The organism is Erythrobacter sp., from assembly GCF_039988855.1.
GTDB lineage: Bacteria > Pseudomonadota > Alphaproteobacteria > Sphingomonadales > Sphingomonadaceae > Erythrobacter.
This window is the reverse complement of record NZ_JBDXIY010000019.1, coordinates 335,145-357,297: the sequence shown is the minus strand read 5'-3', so window position 1 is coordinate 357,297 and position 22,153 is coordinate 335,145. Positions and strand designations below refer to the sequence as shown.

19 protein-coding genes are annotated in these 22,153 nt (G+C 55.4%); 12 read left to right on the top strand and 7 right to left on the bottom strand.

From position 1 onward, the window contains the following. Window positions 1-2: 2 nt before the first annotated feature. A complete protein-coding gene (locus ABJ205_RS13845; protein ID WP_348156717.1) occupies window positions 3-488 on the top strand; it encodes a GreA/GreB family elongation factor in 486 nt (161 codons plus the stop codon). On the opposite strand, the gene ABJ205_RS13840 is transcribed toward ABJ205_RS13845, so the two are convergent. Beyond that, complete coding sequence (locus tag ABJ205_RS13840; RefSeq protein WP_348156719.1) at window positions 485-1,027, bottom strand: RNA 2'-phosphotransferase; 543 nt, start codon at window positions 1,025-1,027, stop codon at window positions 485-487. The genes ABJ205_RS13845 and ABJ205_RS13840 overlap by 4 nt on opposite strands. A 51-nt stretch (window positions 1,028-1,078) precedes the next feature. On the opposite strand from ABJ205_RS13840, the gene ABJ205_RS13835 reads away from it, so the two are divergent. Genes ABJ205_RS13835 through ABJ205_RS13820 form a run of 4 tightly spaced genes read left to right on the top strand, consistent with a single transcriptional unit; the run spans window position 1,079 to window position 4,082 of the window. Beyond that, the gene (locus tag ABJ205_RS13835) at window positions 1,079-1,561 is read left to right on the top strand and encodes an invasion associated locus B family protein (RefSeq protein WP_348156721.1); all 483 of its coding nucleotides are present in this window, start codon (window positions 1,079-1,081) and stop codon (window positions 1,559-1,561) included. 36 nt (window positions 1,562-1,597) lie between these two features. Then, the gene (gene rlmN / locus ABJ205_RS13830; RefSeq protein ID WP_348156722.1) at window positions 1,598-2,845 is read left to right on the top strand and encodes a 23S rRNA (adenine(2503)-C(2))-methyltransferase RlmN; all 1,248 of its coding nucleotides are present in this window, start codon (window positions 1,598-1,600) and stop codon (window positions 2,843-2,845) included. Continuing rightward, entirely contained in the window at window positions 2,842-3,435 is a 594-nt protein-coding gene (locus ABJ205_RS13825; protein ID WP_348156725.1) for a class I SAM-dependent methyltransferase, read from the top strand. The genes rlmN and ABJ205_RS13825 overlap by 4 nt, the downstream gene beginning before the upstream one ends. Beyond that, a complete protein-coding gene (locus ABJ205_RS13820; RefSeq protein WP_348156727.1) occupies window positions 3,405-4,082 on the top strand; it encodes an MOSC domain-containing protein in 678 nt (225 codons plus the stop codon). The genes ABJ205_RS13825 and ABJ205_RS13820 overlap by 31 nt, the downstream gene beginning before the upstream one ends. On the opposite strand, the gene ABJ205_RS13815 is transcribed toward ABJ205_RS13820, so the two are convergent. Then, window positions 4,074-4,913, bottom strand: coding sequence for a PhzF family phenazine biosynthesis protein (locus ABJ205_RS13815; protein WP_348156729.1), 840 nt, complete (start codon window positions 4,911-4,913; stop codon window positions 4,074-4,076). The genes ABJ205_RS13820 and ABJ205_RS13815 overlap by 9 nt on opposite strands. A gap of 74 nt (window positions 4,914-4,987) precedes the next feature. Here ABJ205_RS13815 and ABJ205_RS13810 point away from each other — a divergent pair, with 74 nt between their 5' ends. Then, on the top strand, window positions 4,988-5,764 hold the full coding sequence (locus ABJ205_RS13810; RefSeq protein WP_348156732.1) for an SDR family oxidoreductase: 777 nt from the start codon (window positions 4,988-4,990) through the stop codon (window positions 5,762-5,764). A gap of 109 nt (window positions 5,765-5,873) precedes the next feature. Here ABJ205_RS13810 and ABJ205_RS13805 read toward each other — a convergent pair whose 3' ends face one another. Next, window positions 5,874-6,311 (bottom strand): DUF1801 domain-containing protein, encoded by a 438-nt coding sequence (locus tag ABJ205_RS13805; RefSeq protein ID WP_348156735.1) that lies wholly within the window; start codon window positions 6,309-6,311, stop codon window positions 5,874-5,876. Window positions 6,312-6,411: 100 nt separating this feature from the next. On the opposite strand from ABJ205_RS13805, the gene ABJ205_RS13800 reads away from it, so the two are divergent. After that, window positions 6,412-7,746, top strand: a complete 1,335-nt coding sequence (locus ABJ205_RS13800) for a cyclopropane-fatty-acyl-phospholipid synthase family protein (protein WP_348156737.1) — start codon at window positions 6,412-6,414, stop codon at window positions 7,744-7,746. Window positions 7,747-7,847: 101 nt separating this feature from the next. Next, window positions 7,848-9,095, top strand: coding sequence for a cyclopropane-fatty-acyl-phospholipid synthase family protein (locus ABJ205_RS13795; RefSeq protein WP_348156740.1), 1,248 nt, complete (start codon window positions 7,848-7,850; stop codon window positions 9,093-9,095). A gap of 6 nt (window positions 9,096-9,101) precedes the next feature. Here ABJ205_RS13795 and ABJ205_RS13790 read toward each other — a convergent pair whose 3' ends face one another. Continuing rightward, on the bottom strand, window positions 9,102-10,460 hold the full coding sequence (locus ABJ205_RS13790; protein ID WP_348156743.1) for an acyltransferase: 1,359 nt from the start codon (window positions 10,458-10,460) through the stop codon (window positions 9,102-9,104). A 158-nt stretch (window positions 10,461-10,618) separates the two neighbouring features. Between ABJ205_RS13790 and ABJ205_RS13785 the strand changes: the two genes are divergently transcribed. Continuing rightward, on the top strand, window positions 10,619-11,833 hold the full coding sequence (locus ABJ205_RS13785; protein WP_348156745.1) for an argininosuccinate synthase: 1,215 nt from the start codon (window positions 10,619-10,621) through the stop codon (window positions 11,831-11,833). A gap of 826 nt (window positions 11,834-12,659) precedes the next feature. Then, window positions 12,660-13,427 carry a septal ring lytic transglycosylase RlpA family protein gene (locus ABJ205_RS13780; protein ID WP_348156747.1) on the top strand — a complete coding sequence of 256 codons (768 nt, stop codon included), beginning with the start codon at window positions 12,660-12,662 and terminating at the stop codon, window positions 13,425-13,427. Between the two features lie 15 nt (window positions 13,428-13,442). On the opposite strand, the gene ABJ205_RS13775 is transcribed toward ABJ205_RS13780, so the two are convergent. Then, entirely contained in the window at window positions 13,443-13,829 is a 387-nt protein-coding gene (locus ABJ205_RS13775; RefSeq protein WP_348156750.1) for a hypothetical protein, read from the bottom strand. A 303-nt stretch (window positions 13,830-14,132) separates the two neighbouring features. Then, window positions 14,133-14,657, bottom strand: coding sequence for a hypothetical protein (locus ABJ205_RS13770; RefSeq protein ID WP_348156753.1), 525 nt, complete (start codon window positions 14,655-14,657; stop codon window positions 14,133-14,135). A 492-nt stretch (window positions 14,658-15,149) separates the two neighbouring features. On the opposite strand from ABJ205_RS13770, the gene ABJ205_RS13765 reads away from it, so the two are divergent. Next, entirely contained in the window at window positions 15,150-16,979 is a 1,830-nt protein-coding gene (locus ABJ205_RS13765; RefSeq protein WP_348156755.1) for a hypothetical protein, read from the top strand. Between the two features lie 24 nt (window positions 16,980-17,003). Here the strand turns inward: ABJ205_RS13765 and uvrA are convergent, their stop codons facing one another. Then, entirely contained in the window at window positions 17,004-19,967 is a 2,964-nt protein-coding gene (gene uvrA / locus ABJ205_RS13760) for an excinuclease ABC subunit UvrA (protein ID WP_348156757.1), read from the bottom strand. 856 nt (window positions 19,968-20,823) lie between these two features. On the opposite strand from uvrA, the gene ABJ205_RS13755 reads away from it, so the two are divergent. Continuing rightward, window positions 20,824-22,116 (top strand): cell wall hydrolase, encoded by a 1,293-nt coding sequence (locus ABJ205_RS13755; RefSeq protein WP_348156760.1) that lies wholly within the window; start codon window positions 20,824-20,826, stop codon window positions 22,114-22,116. Window positions 22,117-22,153 lie beyond the last annotated feature (37 nt).

Genomic DNA, 22,153 nt, shown 5'->3' with positions numbered 1-22,153 from the left:
CTATGGCGAGCAAACCTCTGGGTCCGCCCATCACGCCGCCGGGAATGGCGGCGCTAAAGGCGCGCTATGACCATTTGCTGGGCAAAGAACGGCCAGAGATCGTCGAGATCGTCTCTTGGGCGGCGGGCAATGGCGACCGCTCGGAAAACGGTGACTATCTTTATGGCCGCAAGCGCATGCGCGAGATTGACCGCGAGCTTGCCTATCTCTCGGGGCGGATGAAGGCCTGCCGTGTGGTTGATCCATCGCAGCAACCAGACAAGGCCCGCGTGTTCTTTGGCGCGAAAGTAGAACTTGCCGATGAAGACGATGAGCGGATGCATGTCCAGATCGTTGGCGATGATGAACAAGACGCAGGCTGCGGCAAAGTCGGCTGGTCATCGCCAATCGCCAAGGCCGTCAAAGGCGCATCTATTGGGGATTGCCGAAAGGTAAAGCTTCCGGGCGGCGTCAAAGAATGGGAAGTGATGGCAATTAGCTATGACTAGAGCCGCTTGAAAAAGCGAGTTGGAACCGCATCCACCAGCCAAACGCCATTTGCCGACAAATAGAATTTGAAGCCATCAGCGACCATCGCGGTCGTATCCACTTGCAGGATCACGGGTTTACCGCGCCGCTGTCCTACTTTGCTCGCCGTCTCCAGGTCCAGTGACAGATGGACGTGATGGCGGTTACGCTTAGTCAAGCCTTCCGCCTCTATCGATTCCATGAATTTCTCAACCGTCCCGTGATAGAGCGCCTCTGGCGGATCGGTACGTTCCCACGCCCCCTCGACAGCGATCGAGTGCCCTTGCCAGGCCCGGATGCGGAGTCGGTCCGGCGAAAGCTCAAAGCGCTTTTTGTCGTTCTCTTCGACAACGCGTGCGAGCAGAGCCACGTCGGTTTCAAGGCGATTTTCGGCCAAAGCTCTGAGCGCTGAGCTAACTTCAGCCCAACCTTCGGCATCAAGCACGATCCCGCCCTTTTCGGGCGCGTGACGGAGCCAATAAGATAGGGCTTTCGATCTCTTTCTCAAAATGTCAGACATAACAAATAGTCGGTTGCATATTCAGCTGAGAGAGGCAATCTTACGCGCATCATGTTCGCTCGAATTGCAATCTTTTGCGGCCTTCTGGCAACCTTTGTCTCTCCCGCATACGCGCGCGACAGCCTTGGTGTTTATTCCAATTGGGCCGCCTTTCGCGATGATAGCCCTTCGCGCTGCTATGCCATCGCAAAGCCGCGTTCAGGTGCGGCAGGCCCCTTTGCCAGCGTTGCCACTTGGCCTGGCAAAGGTCTTCGCGGGCAGGTGTATTTCAGACTTTCCCGCCAAACCGGTGAGAACGCGAACGCGGTCCTCACGATTGGCGAACAAGAATTTGAACTTGTTGCTCAAGGCCGAAATGCTTGGGCAGCAAACAGGACAATCGATGCCGGGATTATTGCGGCTATGCGCTCTGCAAGCCGGATGACAGTCGCAGCTCGTCAGAGCAATGGCGCACGCTTTTCCGATAGTTACAGTCTTTCCGGTTCTGCCACGGCGATGGACGCAAGCGTTGTCGGATGCGCAAACAGAGGCTGACAAACAGCGCGCGCAGTTCTATATGCGACCCCAATTATGGCAGATACGACCCTCATGACCATTCCGGGCCAAGTGGACCCGGTTCCCGTCGCGCGTGACATTACACCGCGCGAAGATGGACGTGTTGACCTTATGGGCGTCTCTCGCCCTCGCATTCGTGAGATATTTGAAGAAGCAGGCCTTGATGGACGCCAGGCTAAATTGCGCTCTAAACAGGTCTATCACTGGCTTTATCATCGCGGCGTTACCGATTTCGATGCCATGACCGATATTGCCAAGACCATGCGCCCTTGGCTCTCGGAACGCTTTGTCATTGGACGCCCCAATGTGGTCGAAGCGCAGCATTCCTCAGATGGCACACGCAAATGGCTGCTCCAAACCGATGATGGCCATGATTTCGAGATGGTTTTTATCCCCGATGCAGACCGCGGCACTTTGTGTGTTTCCAGCCAAGTCGGCTGCACGCTCAACTGCACCTTCTGCCACACAGGCACCATGCGTCTCGTTCGCAACCTCACTCCCGGCGAGATTGTGGGACAGGTCATGCTTGCCCGCGATGCTTTGGGTGAATGGCCCAAGGGAGTGATGGATGGTTTGGATGATGCGGAAGATGCAGGCCACTACACATCCGACGGACGCCTACTTACCAATATCGTGATGATGGGCATGGGCGAACCGCTGTATAATTTCGATCACGTTCGCGATGCTCTCAACCTTGTGATGGATGGTGACGGGCTGGCCCTGTCCAAGCGCCGCATCACCCTTTCCACCAGCGGCGTTATTCCGGCGATGGAGCGGTGCGGTGAGGAAATCGGCGTCAATCTTGCGGTTTCGCTTCATGCTGTAACCAAAGAGGTACGCGACGAGATCGTGCCCCTTAACAAGAAATACGGACTAGAAGACCTGCTTCAGGCCTGCGCAGACTATCCGGGAGCTTCGAACGCGAGACGCATCACATTTGAGTATGTCATGCTGAAGGACAAGAACGACAGCGACGAAGACGCCCATGAATTGGTGCGCCTTCTCAAACAGTTCGACCTGCCTGCTAAAGTGAATTTGATCCCCTTCAACCCATGGCCGGGCGCGGGGTATGAGTGCTCTACACCCGAGAGGATCAAATCCTTTAGCGATATTGTCTTCGAAGGCGGTATCAGCGCGCCGGTTCGCACCCCGCGCGGACGCGATATCGATGCAGCTTGCGGGCAATTGAAAACAGCCGCCGAAAAGAAGAGCCGTGCCGAAAGAGACCGCGAGGCAGCGGCAGCACAAACGGTCAGTCAGTGACCATCGACCCTGCAACTTATGGATTCTACCAATCACAGGCCCCTCACTTCTCGCTGAGTTCTGCTGTCGCACATTCACGCCATTTGGATGGGTTTTTGGACCGATTACCCGCTGGCGCCCGCGTGCTAGAACTTGGATGTGGCGGCGGGCGCGATGCTGCGCGGATCAAGGATCGCGGCTTTGACCTCGATGCTACCGACGGCATCCCCGCGATGGTTGCCAAGGCCAATGAACGTCATGATATCAATGCGCGGTTGATGCGGTTCGATGAACTGGGGGCGCAGGACGAATATGATGCAGTTTGGGCCCATGCCTGCCTTCTCCACTGCCCCCGCGCCGAGCTACCCGATATCCTATCGCGTATTCACCGCGCCCTAAAACCCGGCAGCCATCACTATGCAAGTTTCAAATTGGGCGATGGAGAGGGGCGGGACTTGCTGGGCCGATTGCACAATTTCCCTTCAAGCGATTGGCTTAACACGGCATATAAAGCCGCAAATTTTGAGAGCGTTGACAGTCAGATCTTTGCAGGCAAAGGCAGCGATGGAACACAGCGCGATTGGTTAGCGATTACGGTGAGGAAGGTTTGAAACGCACTCTCGAAGCAATCTGCACCGGCACTGCCCGCCCTTTTAACGGAGCAGAGCTTAGCGCTTTTGTGAAACGCCCCCGCGACGGCAAAGTCCAAATCCTTGACGAGGGCTTTGCTCCCGATGAACAGGCAGACCGAAGGAACCATGGCGGCCCTGATATGGCGGTGCATCTCTACCCGCTTGCGCACCATGACTTTTGGCGAGAGAGGCTGGGTGTAATTGACCTCCTCAATGAACCGGGTGCTTTTGGTTCAAACCTTGCAGTGAACGATCTGACCGAGAGCCAGGTGCACATTGGCGATCGCTTCCGTCTCGGCACCGCGCTTCTCGAAGTCAGCCAACCGCGCAAGCCTTGTTGGAAGATCGAGCACCGATTTGACCCGCATTGCAATTCCAAAGGGATGGTCGCGGCAATCGTCAAGACGGCCCGCTGCGGATGGTATTTCCGCGTGTTAGAAATCGGCGAAGCTGAAGCGGGTGACACGCTGGAGCGGGTTGAGATCGGCCACGAGCAATGGGACATAGCGCGCGCGTCTCTAGCCCTGCACGCCGGAAAAGGCAGCGAAGAAGACTATGCCGAGCTTACCGCGATGGAGGCGCTTTCTGCCAAGGAACGCGCACGGGCGAAGGTCAGGTTAGGCTAGACGCCCGCCAGCGCTAACAATCTGACACTGCCCGCCAATCCAAACGTCGCCGCCGTCATCTTGCTGGCATTGGACAAGTCCATTTGCGCCGATCTTGCGTCCCTGCCCTGCGGTGTAGGAGCCTTGGGCAAGCCCTTCTTTGAACAGATGGATCGCGACACCTGCGTTAAAACTGCCTGTGACAGGATCTTCGGTCAGACACTCATGGGTGTCTGCAAAGAAAGCCCGCAGCTCCCAATCCCGCCCGAATTCAGCATCATGAGGCCCAGCCAACCCAATATCGGTGCCAAGAGGCGCCTTTGATACAGGGTTCGCAGCCAACACGTCCGCCGCAGTTTTCAGACGTAAAAGCTGCCACTTTGGCCCGTTTACGACATGCACAGCCTCAACCAAGGCCGCCTCATCAATGCCCGTCGTCTGAATGGCGAAAGCGCGTTCTTCATCCGTGAGCGGTTCGTATTTCAAAAGCTCCGGCGCTTTAAACGCCAACTGGCCTGCGCCCACACGGATTTCGACCGGCCCAATGCCGCATTCTTGTACAACTGAACCACTGCGGGCAGGCGATCCTCCTGCGGCCAACCAAGAATGGCACGAACCCAGCGTGGGATGTCCTGCGAAGGGAAGTTCGCCGCCGGGATAGAATATTCGGACACGGTAGTCCGCACCCTCTTGGGTTGGCGGCAACAGAAAAGTCGTCTCAGAAAATCCAAGCCAATTGGTGAAGGCCTGCATTTCCTCAGTTGAGAGATCGTCCCCGCCATGCACCACGCCGAGCGGGTTGCCCGAAAGCGGTCCATCACAAAAAACATCGACCAGATCACAGCTTGGCAACTTTCTATCTCCTAGAATTTTGAGCCTCATGCGGCACGCCAAGCCCGCTAGGCAAGACGAGATTTTTCTGCTCCATGACATTTATGCAAAAGCCAGCCGTTCTCATCACAGGAAGCGCGACCCGCATTGGAGCTGAAATCGCCAAGGGCTTCGCGCAAGCAGGTTGGCATGTGGTGATCCATCATTTGACCTCGCCAGACGAGGCGGACGCATTGGCAAAGACGTTTTCCAGCGCCGAAACGGTGTCCTGTGATCTCGATGACGAGAATGCCGCTGTCGCGATGATCGAAGATCTTGCCGCGCGGCTTCCCGGTTTTCGGTGCCTGGTGAATTCAGCGTCAATTTTTCATTATGACAACGCAGCAAGGCTCGACGCGCAAACGAACCGGGAAGCAATGCAAGTGAACGCACTAACCCCTGCTCTGATGACACGCGCCTTTCTCGACCGCGCGCAAGGTGGTGCCTCCCAAAACGAAAAACCGTGCGTCATTCAAGTGACAGATATGAAGATCGAGAACGCTAACCCCGATTTCTTCAGTTACACCATGTCCAAACACGCGCTGGCCTCAACGATTGAGATGTTCGCGATTGAAGAAAGCAGCAAGGCGCGCATCTATGGGATTGCTCCGGGCGCAATCCTTGCAAGCCACGATCAGACCGAGGAAGAGACAGAGACCTCTCACCGGCTCAATCTGTTAGAGCGCAAAACGGGCACCGATGAGATCGCAGATGCTGCGCTGTTCCTCAGTAGCGGAGCGCTCAAAAGCGGCTCCACCCTGTTCGTAGACAGCGGTCAGCATCTGGTCTCCCAGCCGCGCGATGTGATTTATCTGGCGCGGGAGAATGCATGATCGGAGATCGGGTTAGGGGCTGCGGCTCGCTTTGACGGATCTGGACCGCGGCAAAGGCGGCTTTGGGAAGGATATCAGCGACTACCAATGGTACGCCTGCATCTGAACCTTACTCAGGAAAAAACCGATTCATCGTTTCCCAGTCGGCCACGAGCATTTCTTCAAGCACATCAAGGTCAATATCGGCCAGCTTGTTGACATATAGGCAAGACGCCCCTGTTTTGTGTTTGCCCAGCTTAGCTAGCGCAGCATCGCGCTTTTTTGCTGTAATATCGTCGCAATAACCGCCCATAAGATAGAGCGAATGCTTGGCTTTGCGCGGGCTGAAACCAGCACGGCACATGTCGCCCTCGCGCCCGCTTTCATATTTGTAGTGATACCTGCCGTAGCCGATGATTGTCGGGCCCCACATCTGCGGCTGTTGACCCGTCACTTTGCGAAACAAGGCATCGAGCACTCTTGCATCTTCGCGTTTTGTGGCCGGTTCGACCGCTGCAATAAAGTCCTCGACTGAGATCAGTGTAGGCTTTGTCTTATTATCCGCCACCGTTACCCCTCCCCATCCAACTTTCATTCGATGATTGACAGGATAACACAAGGGGCTCCACACGGTCACGAAGAATGCGCAGAAGGAGACTGTTAAGCGTATGTGGCTACTCGATAAGCTTCTGGACAAGGCGATCACACACGGACAGTTGATCGTTACGGATCACGATGGAAAAGAATATTCCTATGGACCGGGCGGCGAATATGATCCGCTTGAGGGTGGCCGTCCGGGGCCGGTCCGGATCAAACTGACCAACAAGAAAGCCGCCAACCATATTGTGCGCTATCCGCAAATGGGTGCAGGCGAGGCGTTCATGTGGGGATGGCTAGTGGTCGAAGAACCGCATGACATCCGCGATATGCTTCTATTGGTGACTATGAACGCCAAGCGTTTGGGTGATAGCGCGCTCAAGGCCAAAGGCCCGGTCCGCAAGGCCGTTCAAAAGATCAAAGCAGCCGTAGATGGCGTTAACTTGCGCGGTTCAGCGCGCTCCAATGCTGAGCACACATATAACCTCACCCGCGAACTGTACGAACGCTTCCTCGACGAAGATCGCCAATACACTATGGCATATTACCGCGAGGATGATCCGACCCAAACGTCGCTGGAACAGGCGCAAATGGACAAGAAGGCGCATCTTGCTGCTAAAATGTTCCTGAAACGGCCAGAGGACAATGGCGGCAAGCCAATGCGCGTGCTCGACATTGGGTGCGGATGGGGCGGTTTCGCGCTCTACCTCAACAAGATGTACGATTGCGAAGTTTTGGGGGTCGCACTTGCCCCCGATCAGATCGCATTTTCAAACGAGCGCGCCAAGGCGCTTGGCGTTGATGACAAGGTCAATTTTGAACTGTGCGATTACCGCGATGTCGAGGGACAGTTTGACCGCATTTCCAGCGTTGGCCTGCTCGAACACGTGGGCACGATCCATTACCCGCAATTCTTTGAGCACACGAACCGGCTGCTCAAAAACGACGGTGTAATGATGTCGCACTGCTGCGGGCGCAGCGGGCCTCCGGGGTATACCGATGCTTGGACTCGCAAATATATCTTCCCAGGCGGATACATCCCCGCCCTTTCCGAACTTGTCACAGAGAGCGAGAAGAACGGTTGGCAAGTGATGGACGTTGAGGGCATGCGCTTTCATTACAGCCACACCTTGCAGGAATGGTACAACCGCACGGTCATTCACCAGACCGAAATTACGGACATGTATGACGAAGTCTTCTACCGCATGTGGCTGTTCTATCTTGCGGGCGCCGAACAGAGCTTCCGCAATGGCACTATGGTCAATTGGCAGCTGCAATATGTGAAGGACCGGTCCGCCATTCCGATGACACGCGAATACCTTGAAGAGGAAAGCGCAAAACTGCGCGCTCGCGGTGACATCCCTCAATGGCACTTTGACCCCGGACTAAAAGAAGCGGCTGAATAGCCAACTGTCGCGAACCAATTGCGGCTCGTCCAAGCAGGCTTGCCCGCAAACGGTCACGATTTCACAGTAACCCAATTGAACCCGAACCCGAACAGGAAAGCATGAGTAAAAGATTTTTGAATTCCTTCCTTAAGAAGGGCGTGAAAAAGGGCCGCCTTGGCGTGGTCTTTGCCGATGGCAGTTCGCAAACCTACGGCGAAGCCGAAGACGGGTTCCCAGAAATCGTCGTACGGTTTGCTGATGCAAAGGTTCCGCGCGACATCCTAACGGACCCGCGCCTTGGTGCTGCGGAAGCCTTTATGGACGGGCGACTGATTATCGAAGAAGGTGATGTGATGGGTCTTGTGACCCTTTTGCGCGCCAACAATCGCTGGGAAAAAGGCGGAAAGATATCGCCGCCAAAGCTGTCTCGAAAAATGCTAAACCGGGCAACATTTGCCTTTGAACAAGTCAACAATGCAATCGGTTCAAAAGACAACGTCGCGCATCACTATGACATAGGGAACGATCTCTATGCGTTGATGCTCGATGACGAGCATTGGCAATACTCCTGCGCCTATTGGCCAAACGATGACATGACGTTGGGCGAGGCGCAGACGGCAAAGCTTGCGCATATCGCCGCCAAACTTGCGCTCGAACCGGGACAAAAAGTGCTCGACATCGGCTGTGGTTGGGGCGGCATGTCGATCTTCCTTGCCAAACACCACGATGTTCACGTGACCGGTATAACGTTGTCCGAAGAACAAGCCGCTTTGGCGCGTGAGCGTGTCGAAAAGGCAGGTGTCGCCGATAAGGTTTCGATTGAACTCGTCGATTACCGCGATTTTGCCAAGGCTGGCCGGAAGTTCGATCGTATCGTTTCTGTTGGCATGTTTGAGCATGTGGGCAAGGCTCAGTTTGAGACCTTTTTCAACGCTTGCGCTAATCTGCTCAACGATGATGGTGTCATGCTCCTTCACACGATTGGCCGCATGGGATCGCCGGGAATGACCGATGCCTTCACGCGCAAATATATCTTCCCCGGCGGCTATATCCCCGCACTTTCAGAGACCATGGCGGCGAGCGAAAAGCACCGATTGATGGCGACCGACATCGAGATTTTGCGGCTCCATTACGCCAAGACTATTCGCCAATGGTACGCCAATTGTATGGAGCACCGCGAGGCGATCATCGCAATGTATGATCAGCGCTTCTTCAATATGTGGACTTTCTATCTGGCGGGCGCCGCGACCGTGTTTGAGCACGGCGGCATGTGCAATTTCCAGATCCAATACACCCGCAACCGCAACGCCTTGCCGCTGACGCGCGACTACATCGGTGAGACGGAGAAGACCCTGCTTGGCAAATAGGCCTCGCTAAGCCGTTTCCTCTCGCCTCCGGGTGATAAAGTCATAGACCGGACCAAAGCCCAGCAACGCTGCGCCGACAAAAGGCGCGGCCACCACCCATATACGCAGGCCCGTGATCCCTTCCGGGCTTGCGATGGTAATCCCTGCCGTGCATCCCAACCCAATGCAGATCAGCAGGACACCTGCAACTACGCGCGCTCTTGGTACGGTTCGGCCACCTCTGATGGGTCTGAATGTGCGCTCATGCTTTGCAAAGACCGCGATGAAGGGCAGCAATGCAATGACATAGATGCCAAGCCACAATGGCCGGCTCACCCACCATTCGCTCGTCCCTGGTACGCTATCTAAGCCAATCCCACCAAGCGCGATCCATGTGAAGGTCATAACCAACACAAAGGCGGTAAGGTGCCACAGGAAAACGGTCATAATCATGCCGTTCATCAACACAGTCGCCGTCCAAACACCGACCTTATCAAGCATTTTGCGCCCCAATGGCTCCAACGCAAGGACAAGGCCCACCTGCACCACGCCCAGCGCGAGAAGTGCGAAGGTGGGAGGCAGAGAATTTGAGAACCCATCGGGCGCTGACACCATCGCCACTGGATAAAACCCATAGACGGTTATCCAAACAAGGATACCTAGGCCAATCGCAAAGCATCCAAACGCAAACAAGCGGTTGTCGAAACGTCCATCTTTCCAAGCAAAACCCAGTTGATGAATTGCGAGGAAGACCCAGAGGAAATTTGTGAAGCTGATGTAGGGTACGCCGTGCTCAAACCGAAGCCAATCCACCAATGCGGTGATTGGGATCAGTGCCGCAAAGCTTAGCCAGCCAAAGCGCTTCCACGCCTTCATAGCGAGCGGTGTGCAAGCGGTGACCAACAAATACACCGCCAAGAACCAAACCGGGATCAATGCCGCCTCTGTTGCCATACGGATCTGCGCGCGATCAAACCCCACTTGGGTCAACACCACTGCGACCACTGCCCAGACCAACAAGACCGGGAATGTGGGGGCAATCAATCGCTGCACACGGGCGGCCAGCCAGTCGCGGTAAACGCCGGTTTGTCCTGGAACCGCCTTACGCAAAGTCCCTTCCCAGCTCACTGAATTCGAATAGCCCCCGACAAGGAAGAACACCGGCATCACTTGAAACGCCCAAGTCAGCCAATGCGTCCACTGCGCGGTCTCGATCAAATCGCCGCGCTGCAACGCGCCCGCGTCATCGACGTATAGCCCCGCCATCAACCAATGGCCGAATACCACCGCAAGAATTGATACGGCTCGAAGGAAATCGACCCAGCGATTGCGCTCTGGCGGTGTTATCTCCGCCATCTCGCGCGCTTTGTTCCACATCGTGAACATTAAGGTCTCTCCTATTCTACCCGAATTCTAACGGTCAGTGCAAAAAATATTGGTGGCGCGGTGCCCCCTTGCAAGTTTAAGGGGCAATTCAAATGTGGATCGAACGCAATTTCGTTTTGTATGCGTCCAATTGAACTGCCATAAACAAGGGCTCTTAAATGTCTGATATCAAACGCGTTGTTCTTGCCTATTCAGGTGGCTTAGACACCTCTGTTATCGCTAAATGGTTAAGTGTTGAGCGCGGACTCGAAGTTGTGACCTTTACCGCCGACCTTGGCCAAGGTGAAGAAATCGAACCTGCGCGCGAAAAAGCGCGCAATATGGGCATTCCTGACGAGCACATCTTTATCGAGGACCTGCGCGAAGAATTTGTGCGTGATTTTGTCTTCCCAATGATGCGCGCCAATGCCCGTTATGAAGGCGACTATCTGCTTGGCACGTCGATCGCCCGGCCGTTGATTTCAAAACGTTTGGTAGAGATCGCGCATGAAACGGGCGCCGATGCCATTGCGCATGGCGCAACCGGCAAGGGCAATGACCAAGTCCGCTTTGAGCTGTCGGCCTATGCGCTTGATCCAAGCATCCAAGTGATCGCCCCATGGCGCGAATGGGATTTGACCAGCCGCACCGCTCTCATTGCATGGGCTGAACAGCACCAGATCAAAGTCCCAACCGACAAGCGCGGTGAAAGCCCCTTCTCCACCGATGCAAACCTCCTCCACACCTCGTCTGAGGGCAAAGTGCTTGAGGACCCATGGGAAGAGACACCGGACTACGTCTATTCGCGCACCGATCACCCGGAGAACGCACCAGACACCCCTGAATACATCGAAATCGGCTTTGAACGCGGCGATGGTGTGTCATTGAACGGCGCGGCGATGTCGCCAGCAACCCTGCTGACCGCACTCAATGAACTTGGCCGCAAGCACGGCATTGGCCGCCTTGATCTGGTTGAGAACCGCTTTGTCGGCATGAAATCGCGCGGCATGTACGAAACGCCGGGCGGCGAGATTTACGCTGTTGCGCACCGCGGTGTTGAGCAAATCACCCTCGACCGGGGCGCTGCCCACCTCAAAGACGAACTAATGCCGAAATATGCGGAACTCATCTACAACGGTTTTTGGTTCGCGCCTGAACGTGAGATGTTGCAAGCAGCGATCGACCTTTCCCAAGAGAAGGTGACAGGTACGGTGCGCCTGAAGCTCTACAAAGGCCTTGCCAGCGTTGTGGGCCGCAAGTCACCCCATTCGCTCTATTCAGAGGCTCATGTGACCTTTGAAGACGATGCAGGCGCTTATGATCAGCACGACGCAGAAGGCTTCATCAAGCTGAATGCGCTGCGATTGAAGCTGCTCGCTCAGCGCGACAGATAGGCCGGGAAACTCGGAAATCGTCACCGTTTCGAATCACCCTGACCGAGTCGCTGCGAGGCATTTCTCAAATCAGCAATTTCACTAAAGCTGATCTTTCCAAATAGAACCCATCCCAAGACGCGTTTGGGTCAATAGTGCCTACTGAATTGAAGTAAATGCGACGAAACGTTGCGTTGTCCACCTTCGTCCACAAGTGATCTTAGGAAAAGTGGATAAGTCGCCCTTGCGGACCTTGCGAAAACGCCAATCTCGGCGCAGTTTCAACTTGTCTTCGGGACGATAAAGACTTCGAAAAAAGAACCGCAAGGAACTGATTTCATGATGTTTTTATCAAAACAAAGATACGGTTGTAGCTGTCCACGCAGCTCTTGAGAGAAGGCATGCATTGGGCTTCGGTTAGGTGCAAGTCGGATCGTTGAAAGAGATGCGAAGCAAACAATCGTTCAAGGCCGCTATAGTGACTGGTAATAGCTTTAGGAAAGCGCCTTCGGGCAATGACCAACAAGTGTTTGACTTACCAATATCAAGATGACGGTCTCGGCTATGCTAAGCAGCGAGCGATGTGAAGAGAGGGCCCCGGCCCGAACAAAGCAAAGCCAACGACGCAAAGCAAAGTCGGATGCCGGCGCGAGCACCGGTGACGAACCGCGAAGCAAAGCGGCGATCGGACAAGAGAAGCCTGCAAAGGCGGATCAAGTAAGACGCAACTGGACGCGGGTAGACACTGGACGCCAAGCGCGCAGCGAAAGACGTGAGAGGGAAGGCTTGCCTGACCAATCACGAAAAACGAGGCGCCCACGCGCAGGTGAGAGTGGGGTCGGCAGAAATGCCGGCCCCATTTGCATTTCTGGACCAGAAACAACCACCCGCCGCTATTCCCAGCGCCCTCAAGCAAGACGTAACGAGCCATCCGGAAGGTAAGCAGACCGCCCTCAATTGGCCATCACAGCTTTCCTTGTGTATGATCGTCATCGTGATGGGAGAGAACAGGGATCACAGGCGCATGCCGCAACACCGCGCACGCTTTGCACAAAGGTTGACGCTCGCTGTCTGCCTTTTTGTGATGCCGCTTGGTGCATCTTCTGCCCAGACAACCAATCTATCAGCCCAATTCCGAACCGCGCCCGAGGCAGGTCCCGCAACCGAAGAGACTGATGCCTTCGCTCAGCAGTTTGCAGACGTCATCACACCGCTTGATCCCGATCTGGTCGATATCGACCTTGCCCTCCCCGACAACGCCGTCGACCTCACCACTTTCGAAGCGCCGCGCGAGGTAAAGCCGCAAGTTAGCGTCTTGCGCGATCTCGGCACGGGCGTCGCATCATACTATGGCCGCCGCTTTCACGGCCGTCTCACCGCCAATGGTGAGCGCTTTGATATGAACGCCATGACAGCCGCTCACAAAACCTTGCCGTTCGGCACGCACGTCCTTGTCACCAATCCGCGCAATGGCCGATCTGTGACCGTGCGCATCAACGATCGCGGGCCCTTCATACGCGGACGAACAATCGATCTCTCTCGAAGTGCGGCCCAAAAGCTTGGCATAATCTCAAGCGGGCATGCACGCGTAAAGCTCGACATCGTTTCGCGGTAAGATGCGGCAATGGGGTCAGTTACCCCAATCGGATGAGCCGCCCCCTTCACCGCCCCAACCACCATCATCGTCAGAAGAACCATAGCTCGCCTCGGCATTCCAGGCTGCATCGGCTTCCATCCTTGATACGACCGGCGCAAGGCATTGATCGTAGAAAAGATCGGCCTCCTTATCCGTCATCTCAGTATCGCCGCGTGCCTCCACCACGGGTAGCGCGTTGCGATAAACGCACCGGCACGCCGCTTCGGCTTCGGAGCGCGGCACGAGGTTAGAGACGCTGCTCTTGCATTGCCTGACGTATTCGTTCTCGCTTTTATAGACCGTGTTTGAACCCGCAGAAGCCATAACCCCCACGACGCCCAAAACAATCAAAGCGGCAGCGCCCCACCAATTCTTCATCATCCAACCCCTCTTCACGGCCTCAGATTCTTACAATTGGTAGTTTGAGTTTGGGTTAACTGCGCAAACCTGTCTGTGCCGCGGCGCCAAACCCATCGCCGCCCTGCCGGTGATGATCTTCCTGTCCTCCTCCCAAAGCGCATGGGCGCGCCCATCGCGGCTTATCCGAATACTCATCAACAAAGGCATTTTCGGCGCTCTAACCTTCTCTTCTCAGCAACCGGGTTAACACGCTCAAACAAAAGAAAAATCGGCAAGTTTTGACACAGTTGACACACTGTCCAAGACGAAAAAACGACAGAGGCCCTACTCGCTCCCAAGATTGGGGCCCAAATTCCCGGCAAAATCGCCCCCGAGATCGCCTTCAAAATCGCCATCCACAATGTCCCGCTCCGGCGAATGCGCAAGCTCTGCCAACTGTCTGTCAAAACCGTACGTCGCATCCGTCACGCGCGGGTCATCTTCCAGCCGATCCAGCCGCGCCAGATGCGCCAAAAGCAGGCGCGGGTCATACCGCGTGCGGGTGGCCACTTCCTCGCCGTGGTAGAACACCGTCTCCTGTGTCCCGTTAAGTGCGCGGTCGGCCAGCACCTCTTCAACCTGAGGCCGCGCCAGCAAAAGCGCCGCATCCCAAAGCTCTGCAAACAAAAGGCAATGCCGCCGCATCCGGTAAGCGGCAGAGCGCGACACCCCTACCGCCTGAGCCGCCGCCCGAACATTCCCCCACTGCGCCAGCACCTGCAGGAACTTCGCCTGAAGCTTGCGAGGGAAAGCCTTGGTTGCGGGAAGCTGCTCGCGCGCCTGCGCAAGGATGGGGGTCAGATCGGACATTTAGGGCTCCAGTGAACGGTTGCGCAGCAACCGCAAGGCCGACCGGCCGCCCGCAGGCCCGATAGGGCCGAGGAAAGCCTAAGCGGACGGATGTCCGCGCCGGCGCTTGAGGCGAAACAAAAAAGCAGGAGCCGGTCCATTTATAGGGAATTGGGGGAGTAGGAAACTTTGGCGGTCAGGGGCCATTAACCCCTACCCGTCATCCCAGCGAACGCTGGGATCTCAAGCGGCAAAGCACCGAGCCCAACCGCCCTAGACCCCAGCCCACGCTGGGGTGACGAATTGGTGACCTTGGGAGCCAATCCACCTCCCCGTTCGTCCTGAGCCTGTCGAAGGACCACAGCAACCCGAAGGACCACCACCAAGCCAAACAAACCCTCTCTAGCAAGCGGAAGTAGAGCGCGACCGAGACTAAACTGGTCACCCAGTCAATATTCGTCTAGGCCCGAAGAGAGAAAGACCTAAATAGCGCCAATTCATCGGAGTTTAAGATTGATTGATCCAGCTTCAATTGCCACAGCCGTTATCGCATCTGTTACGACTTCTTCATTGACCGCAATTGCCAAATTCACTGGAACTAAAACGACCGAGATAAGAGGCCAATTCACGAAGACCTTCGAACCTCATCTAAAAAAGATGTACGAAAAATGTTCTAAGGTGAAAACGATCTTCACAGACGACAAATATGTTCCTTTGTCAGATTTGTATATCAACCTCTACCTAAGCGACGGAACGACGAAAATCAGAGACGAAGATCTTATTTCCGAGTCTTACCCTGATCACAACATCGTCATTCGAGGCACGGGTGGTGCCGGAAAGACGATGCTGATGAAGAATTTGGCCCTTCAAAAGCTAACTTCCCCTTCTGGCAAAATACCGATCTACATCGAATTGCGTACTCTCCGATTAGAGGCAAAAGGGGGTTTTTATGAGGACATCTTCCAACATGTCACTCCCAAGAGGCTTCACCGAAGGTACAAATCATTCGAAGCTGGTTTAGAGGCAGGCATATTCACAATTTTGTTTGATGGACTAGACGAAGTCGGTCCTGAGTATCGAGACGAAATCTATCACAGAATACAAAGGTTCTCGATTGATTATCCCAGTGTTCGTGTCATCGCGTCGACACGTCCAGAAATCGACACCAGAAATTGGGATGAACTGCGAACTTTAGACGTGCAAGGGATGGCATTGGCTCAAGCTCGTATGTTAGTCAAAAAGACAGGCTTTGATGTTGATTTGCGAAACGAGTTTCTTAACTTGCTTGATGAGCAGTTTTTCGACAGACACAAAAGCTTTTTAGAAATACCTCTCTTGTGTTCGTTAATGTTGCTGACTTATGATGAGTTTAGAGTGGTTCCAACCCGCCTTACTCTGTTCTATGAGCAAGCATTCGAAACACTTTTTCGGCGACATGATAGGCTGAAAGAAGGCAACTTCAATCGCCCCTTCAAGTCCCAGTTACCATCTGATCGTTTCAAAGCCATATTTGCTGCTTTCTGTTACAGAACCCTCGCATTCAGCCAAGTTTCGTTCACAGACGACCAATTACAACGCCATATTAGAGCTGCACTGAATGAGTGCGAAATCGACGTTAGCGTGGACGATTATGCGTCTGATCTAGTTTCCGCAGTTTGCATGATCATGCGAGACGGCAAGCTCCTTTATTTTATTCACCGCTCGTTCCAAGAATATTTTGCTGCTATTTACATCTTACGATACCGGGGAACACAGTCTTTCAAAGTCTGCAACCAAGTCATAGGAAGTATTATTTTCAATGACTTGCCAGCAATGGCATATGATATGGAACCTCGGACTTTCGAGCGTGAATGGGTAGCGCCAGCCCTCGATGAAATGTCTCGTTTCTTTAAGAAGTATCCGAAAAAAACTCGACCACTCAGATTTCTCGAAAACTACTGTCTAACTCTAAATTCACACGGCACACCGCCGACAACACTTGGGACGTATAGCTGGACTGCTGGCCAAAATTATCACCGCTGGATAATAGAGTTCCGAAAAATCTATCCCAGAGAATTCCATTTCCCGTCACTAATCAACCAGAAAATCAAGAGTTCCTACTCATCACTTTGTGAAATTGATCAATCTATTTCACCGCCGCGAATTCGCGAGGCTTGTGGTGACGATACCTACGAAGAGACAGATAGTGGGCTCGAGATCCCGGTTGGAAGCATTTCCCCAGAATGGTTGGAAGAAACAGGACTGGCAGGCCGCATCAACGAGGGGCTTGAGAAGCTTTTCGCATTCAACAAGATAGTTAATGCAAGAGTTAAGAAAAGAGAATCTGTCTCAATTCTAGATTAGTTTTTATCGGCTTAGGTTTGCTTCCTAATCCGCCGCCTCTTTCTCCGTGCTCTGCGCTTTGGCCAACATCGGCGCCAAATACTGCCCCGTAAAGCTGCGCGGCTCCTTCGCCACAATTTCCGGCGTGCCAGCGGCCACGATTTCGCCTCCGCGCACTCCGCCTTCGGGGCCTAGGTCCACGATCCAGTCGGCGGTTTTGATCACGTCGAGATTGTGCTCAATCACCACCACGCTGTTGCCCTGCTCGACCAAGCGGTGGAGCACCTCCAAGAGCTTGCGCACGTCCTCAAAATGCAGGCCCGTTGTCGGTTCGTCGAGGATGTAGAGGGTCTTGCCCGTCGAACGCTTGGCCAGTTCCTTGGCGAGTTTTACCCGCTGCGCCTCTCCGCCTGATAGCGTCGTTGCTTGCTGGCCTACTTTCACATAGCCAAGCCCCACCTCGCATAGCATCGACATCTTGTCGCGAATGGGGGGCACGGCTTTGAAGAATTCGGCCGCATCCTCAACCGTCATATCGAGCACGTCGGCGATGGAGTGGCCTTTGAACTTCACTTCCAAAGTCTCCCGATTGTAACGCGCGCCGCCGCATTCCTCGCAGGTGACGTAAACGTCGGGGAGGAAGTGCATCTCGATCTTGCGCACGCCGTCGCCTTGGCATGCCTCGCACCGCCCGCCCTTCACGTTGAAGGAGAAGCGCCCCGGCTTGTACCCGCGCGCTTGGCTTTCGGGCAGGCCTGCGAACCAATCGCGGATCTGGGTGAAGGCGCCGGTGTAGGTGGCGGGGTTCGAACGCGGGGTGCGGCCGATGGGCGATTGGTCGATCTCAATCACCTTGTCGCAGTGGCCAAGGCCTTCGACCTTATCGTGGCGGCCAGCGATAATGCGCGCGCCGTTGAGTTCCCGCGCGGCGGCGGCGTAGAGCGTGTCGATGGTAAAGGACGATTTGCCCGAACCCGACACGCCGGTGATGCAAGTGAAGGTGCCAAGCGGGATGGAGGCCGTGACGTTTTGGAGGTTATTCGCGCTCGCCCCGTGTACGGTGATGGACAGGCCATTGCCCCCACGCCGCTCCTTGGGAACCGTGATTTCGCGCTTTCCGGTGAGATAATCGGCGGTTAGCGAGCCCTTGGCTCTCATGATCTGTTTGAGCGTGCCCTGCGCGACAATCTCTCCCCCGCGAACGCCTGCGCCCGGGCCAATATCAACGATATGATCAGCGGTGCGGATCGCGTCCTCGTCATGCTCAACCACGATGACGGTGTTGCCCAGATCGCGCAGGCGTTTGAGCGTCTCCAGCAGCCGGTCATTGTCGCGCTGGTGTAGGCCGATGGACGGCTCATCCAATACATAGAGCACGCCCGATAGACCGCTGCCGATTTGGGAGGCGAGGCGGATGCGCTGGCTCTCCCCGCCCGAGAGAGTGCCGCTGGTGCGGTCAAGGTTGAGGTAGTCGAGCCCGACATTGTCGAGGAAGCCCAACCGTTCGTTGATCTCTTTAAGGATCGGCTTTGCGATTTGGCTTTGTTGGTCGGACAAATGGTTGTCGAGGTCGAGGAACCACGCCTTGGCATCGGAGACGCTCATGCGCACAGGCTCTGCGATATCGGTGGGGCCGTTGGCGCTATTGATACGCACGGCTAGTGATTTTTCATTGAGGCGTTTACCCCCGCACGCCTCACAAGGCTGGGAGGTTTGGAACTTGGAAAGCTCCTCCTGCATCCACGCGCTTTCGGTCTGCGCCAGCCGCCGATTGAGATTGCCAACGACGCCTTCAAACGCCTTATTGACGGTGTATTCCTTGCGCCCATCCTTAAAGGTGAGCGGCACCGGCATTCCGCCCGTCCCATGCAGAATGATGAGCTTTTGATCCGGCTCCAAATCGCGCCACGGTGTGGTGATGGAGAAGTCATAGGCTTTGGCAAGGCTGGTCAGGACCTGCATGTAATAAGGCGACGGCGGGTTCGATTTCGCCCACGGAGCCACCGCCCCCTGTTTCAAGGTTAGCCCTTCGTTGGGGATGACGAGTTGCGGGTCGAACAGCTGCTTTTCACCGATACCGTCGCAGGTCGGACACGCGCCTTGGGGTGAGTTGAACGAGAACAGGCGCGGTTCGATCTCTTCGATGGTGAAGCCGCTGACGGGACAGGCGAATTTCTCGGAGAAGACGATGCGGTTGGCGGGGATGCCAGCCCCTTTCATTTTCTGCTCTTGGGCGCCGCCGCTGTCCGCTTCATCCTCGCGCCCTGGCACAACGCCATCGGCGAGGTCGAAATACGCCAGCCCCTCGGCCAGCTTCAACGCGGTTTCAAACGAATCCGCCAGCCGCGTTTGCAAACTGCCATCCGCCTTGGCTTTCACCGCGATCCGGTCAACCACCACTTCAATGTCGTGCTTAAACTTCTTGTCGAGCGCGGGCGCTTCTTCAATCGGGTACAGCTCTCCGTCGATCCGCACGCGGGTAAAGCCCGCCTTCTGCCACTCGGCCATTTCCTTGCGATATTCACCCTTGCGGCCCCGAACCACTGGCGCGAGCAGATAGGCGCGCGTGCCCTCAGGCAATTCCATCACCCGGTCGACCATTTGCGAGACGCTTTGCGCGGAAATCGGCTTTCCCGTGGCAGGCGAATAAGGCACACCCACCCTCGCCCACAACAGCCGCATATAGTCGTAAATCTCCGTCACCGTCGCAACGGTTGAGCGCGGGTTTCGCGACGTGGTCTTTTGCTCGATTGAAATCGCTGGCGAGAGCCCGTCGATATGCTCAACATCGGGTTTTTGCATCATCTCCAGGAACTGGCGCGCATAGGCAGAAAGGCTCTCAACATAGCGCCGCTGCCCCTCGGCATAGATAGTGTCGAACGCGAGGCTGGACTTACCCGAACCCGAAAGCCCCGTGACCACGATCAGCGCATCGCGCGGCAGATCAATATCGACGCCTTTAAGATTGTGCTCACGCGCACCACGAACCGAGATTTTTGTAAGAGACATAAGTGAAGCGTGTTCCGGAAATGTTCTTGCGCGTCAAGTGGGGTAGAGCAGACCACGCGAGTTATCCAACATAGGATTCTCATCAAATGGTGTGTCTCTCTGCCAGATCAACGGCCAAAGGCATCGGGTTCAGGGAGTAGAGTCTCCCAGACAGATTTATTGATTGGTCTTGCAAGAACTTACGAACCGCCGATGCTCTCAATTATCCGTGGTGCGCAATCGGTTGGCAAGGACGCACGTTTGAGCATGACCCGGCAGGCATCCCCATCGACTCATATGGCGAGTTAAACGCCGCCCAAAGCTCCAATTGCAGCCCTTTAATTGGCCGTTCCGGCACCCTTTGCGTGTCTAATTAACAATGCCATGGATTAAGGTTCTGTGATTCAATCCCTTAAAAACAAAGATCTATCCTTCGATTTAGGGGGGCTACAGAAAATATGAAGTGCCGGCATTGGGCAAAATGGTGAATGCTTGGCTCCTCTTTAGCATTCTCCTGCCAGGCGCCCTTCGGGTCGTACCAAAGATGTCAGGCAAACGTGTTTAAGAGATGCGGCGCTCCTAACCCGCCGCGCCGGACTGGTAGGTCATAGCTCGTAAGAAGGTTCGTCGCTGCACCCGGCGCTCCTTTCTTACAATCAAAGCGTGACCTGCCAGTCCGGCAATTTTTCCGCTTTCCCCTGTAGGTATGAACGCCTTCCCCTGTAGGTATGAACAGGCCAATCGCTGACCAGCACGGCCTTCACCAAGAGGGTGCGCTGCACTTTAAGGTCTTCTGATTAGATGTGCGCGAATGGGACATGACCTCGCATGCCCCTCGCAAATTGAATGCACTCCGAATACGCGCAAGTAGCGCGCTATGACAGACAATCGCTCCTTCACTTTTGGCCATAAGCCAATTTTCAAATCGCCTCACGGTTCGGCGCCTGAGGTGATCTATTTGGGCGATTCCAGCCAGCAAGAAAATGCAAAATTCCACGCGCAGTCGAACGGCGGTCAAACCACTCGAAACTGGTCGCTCAAACACCGCGTTGCGGCGCTTCTTGCCGTAATTGCAGTGCCCGCTATGGCTGCGCCTTCGGATTTTGGCGCATTGCCGGGCGGTGCGCCAACGGAAGCGGAGACCGTTCGCGAACGTTTGCAAGAGGAGCTTGCGCGAAACCCTGCCATGCCGTTTGAACGTCCTGGGATGAGCTTTCCGGGCTCAGCCTTCTTCTTTCTTGCCGACCCGCCATCTGATGCCTTGATCGCTTTGCCGACAACCGATGCATTATCTCAAGAGATCGGCGAAGCGGGCCGCGAAGTGGGCGCATTGATCGATGCAGGGCCCAGCGCACGCCCCTTCTTTGGCACAGGCGGCAATAACCTTGCACGGGCGCAAGACTGTCTGGCGCAGGCGGTGTGGTACGAGGCCGCCAGCGAGCGCGAAGCAGGTCAGCGCGCCGTTGCACAAGTTGTTCTCAATCGGGTCAAGCACCCCAGTTGGCCCAGCAGTGTGTGCGGCGTGGTCTATCAAGGATCAAGCCGCCGGACCGGTTGCCAATTCACCTTTACATGCGATGGCAGTTTAAGGCGCAAACCCAGCGGCAGTTCTTGGGCCCGCGCCCAGAACATCGCAACGGACGCGCTGTCTGGCAGTGTTTATGAGCCCATTGGGCACGCTACCCATTACCACACGCTTTGGATCAATCCGTACTGGGCCTCCAGCCTTGATCATGTGGGTACGATTGGCGCGCACCGCTTTTATCGCAATCGCGGTTCCGGCGGACGCAAAGAGGCCTTCACCCAAAACTATACCGGCACAGAGCCCGGCGCTCAAAGCCGCGTCACCCCGGCGCCGAGCTTTGAATTGGCTGATCTGGCGAACGGCGAGGAAGCATCAAGAGATCATGTCGGTGATACAGGTGTAAGCACATCGAATTCGGGGCAATCCAGAAACGCCCGATCGCAAGCTTCTCAGACCTCAACAACGGGTTTGGGGGCGCCCCTAATCCAGCCAAGCGTTTCTGGGGCTGGTCAAGTCCGCGACGATTATGCGCGCGCCGGTCAGTGGAAAAGTGATGCCGCAAGAGCAGCATTGCAAGATGATCGGCAGAGTGTTGCCGAAGGGACCTCTGCGCAATCGGCGGATGAAGACGCTGTGCCGCGCTGATTTCGCGACGGGGCGCTCTTGCGATTTTGATGAGGGT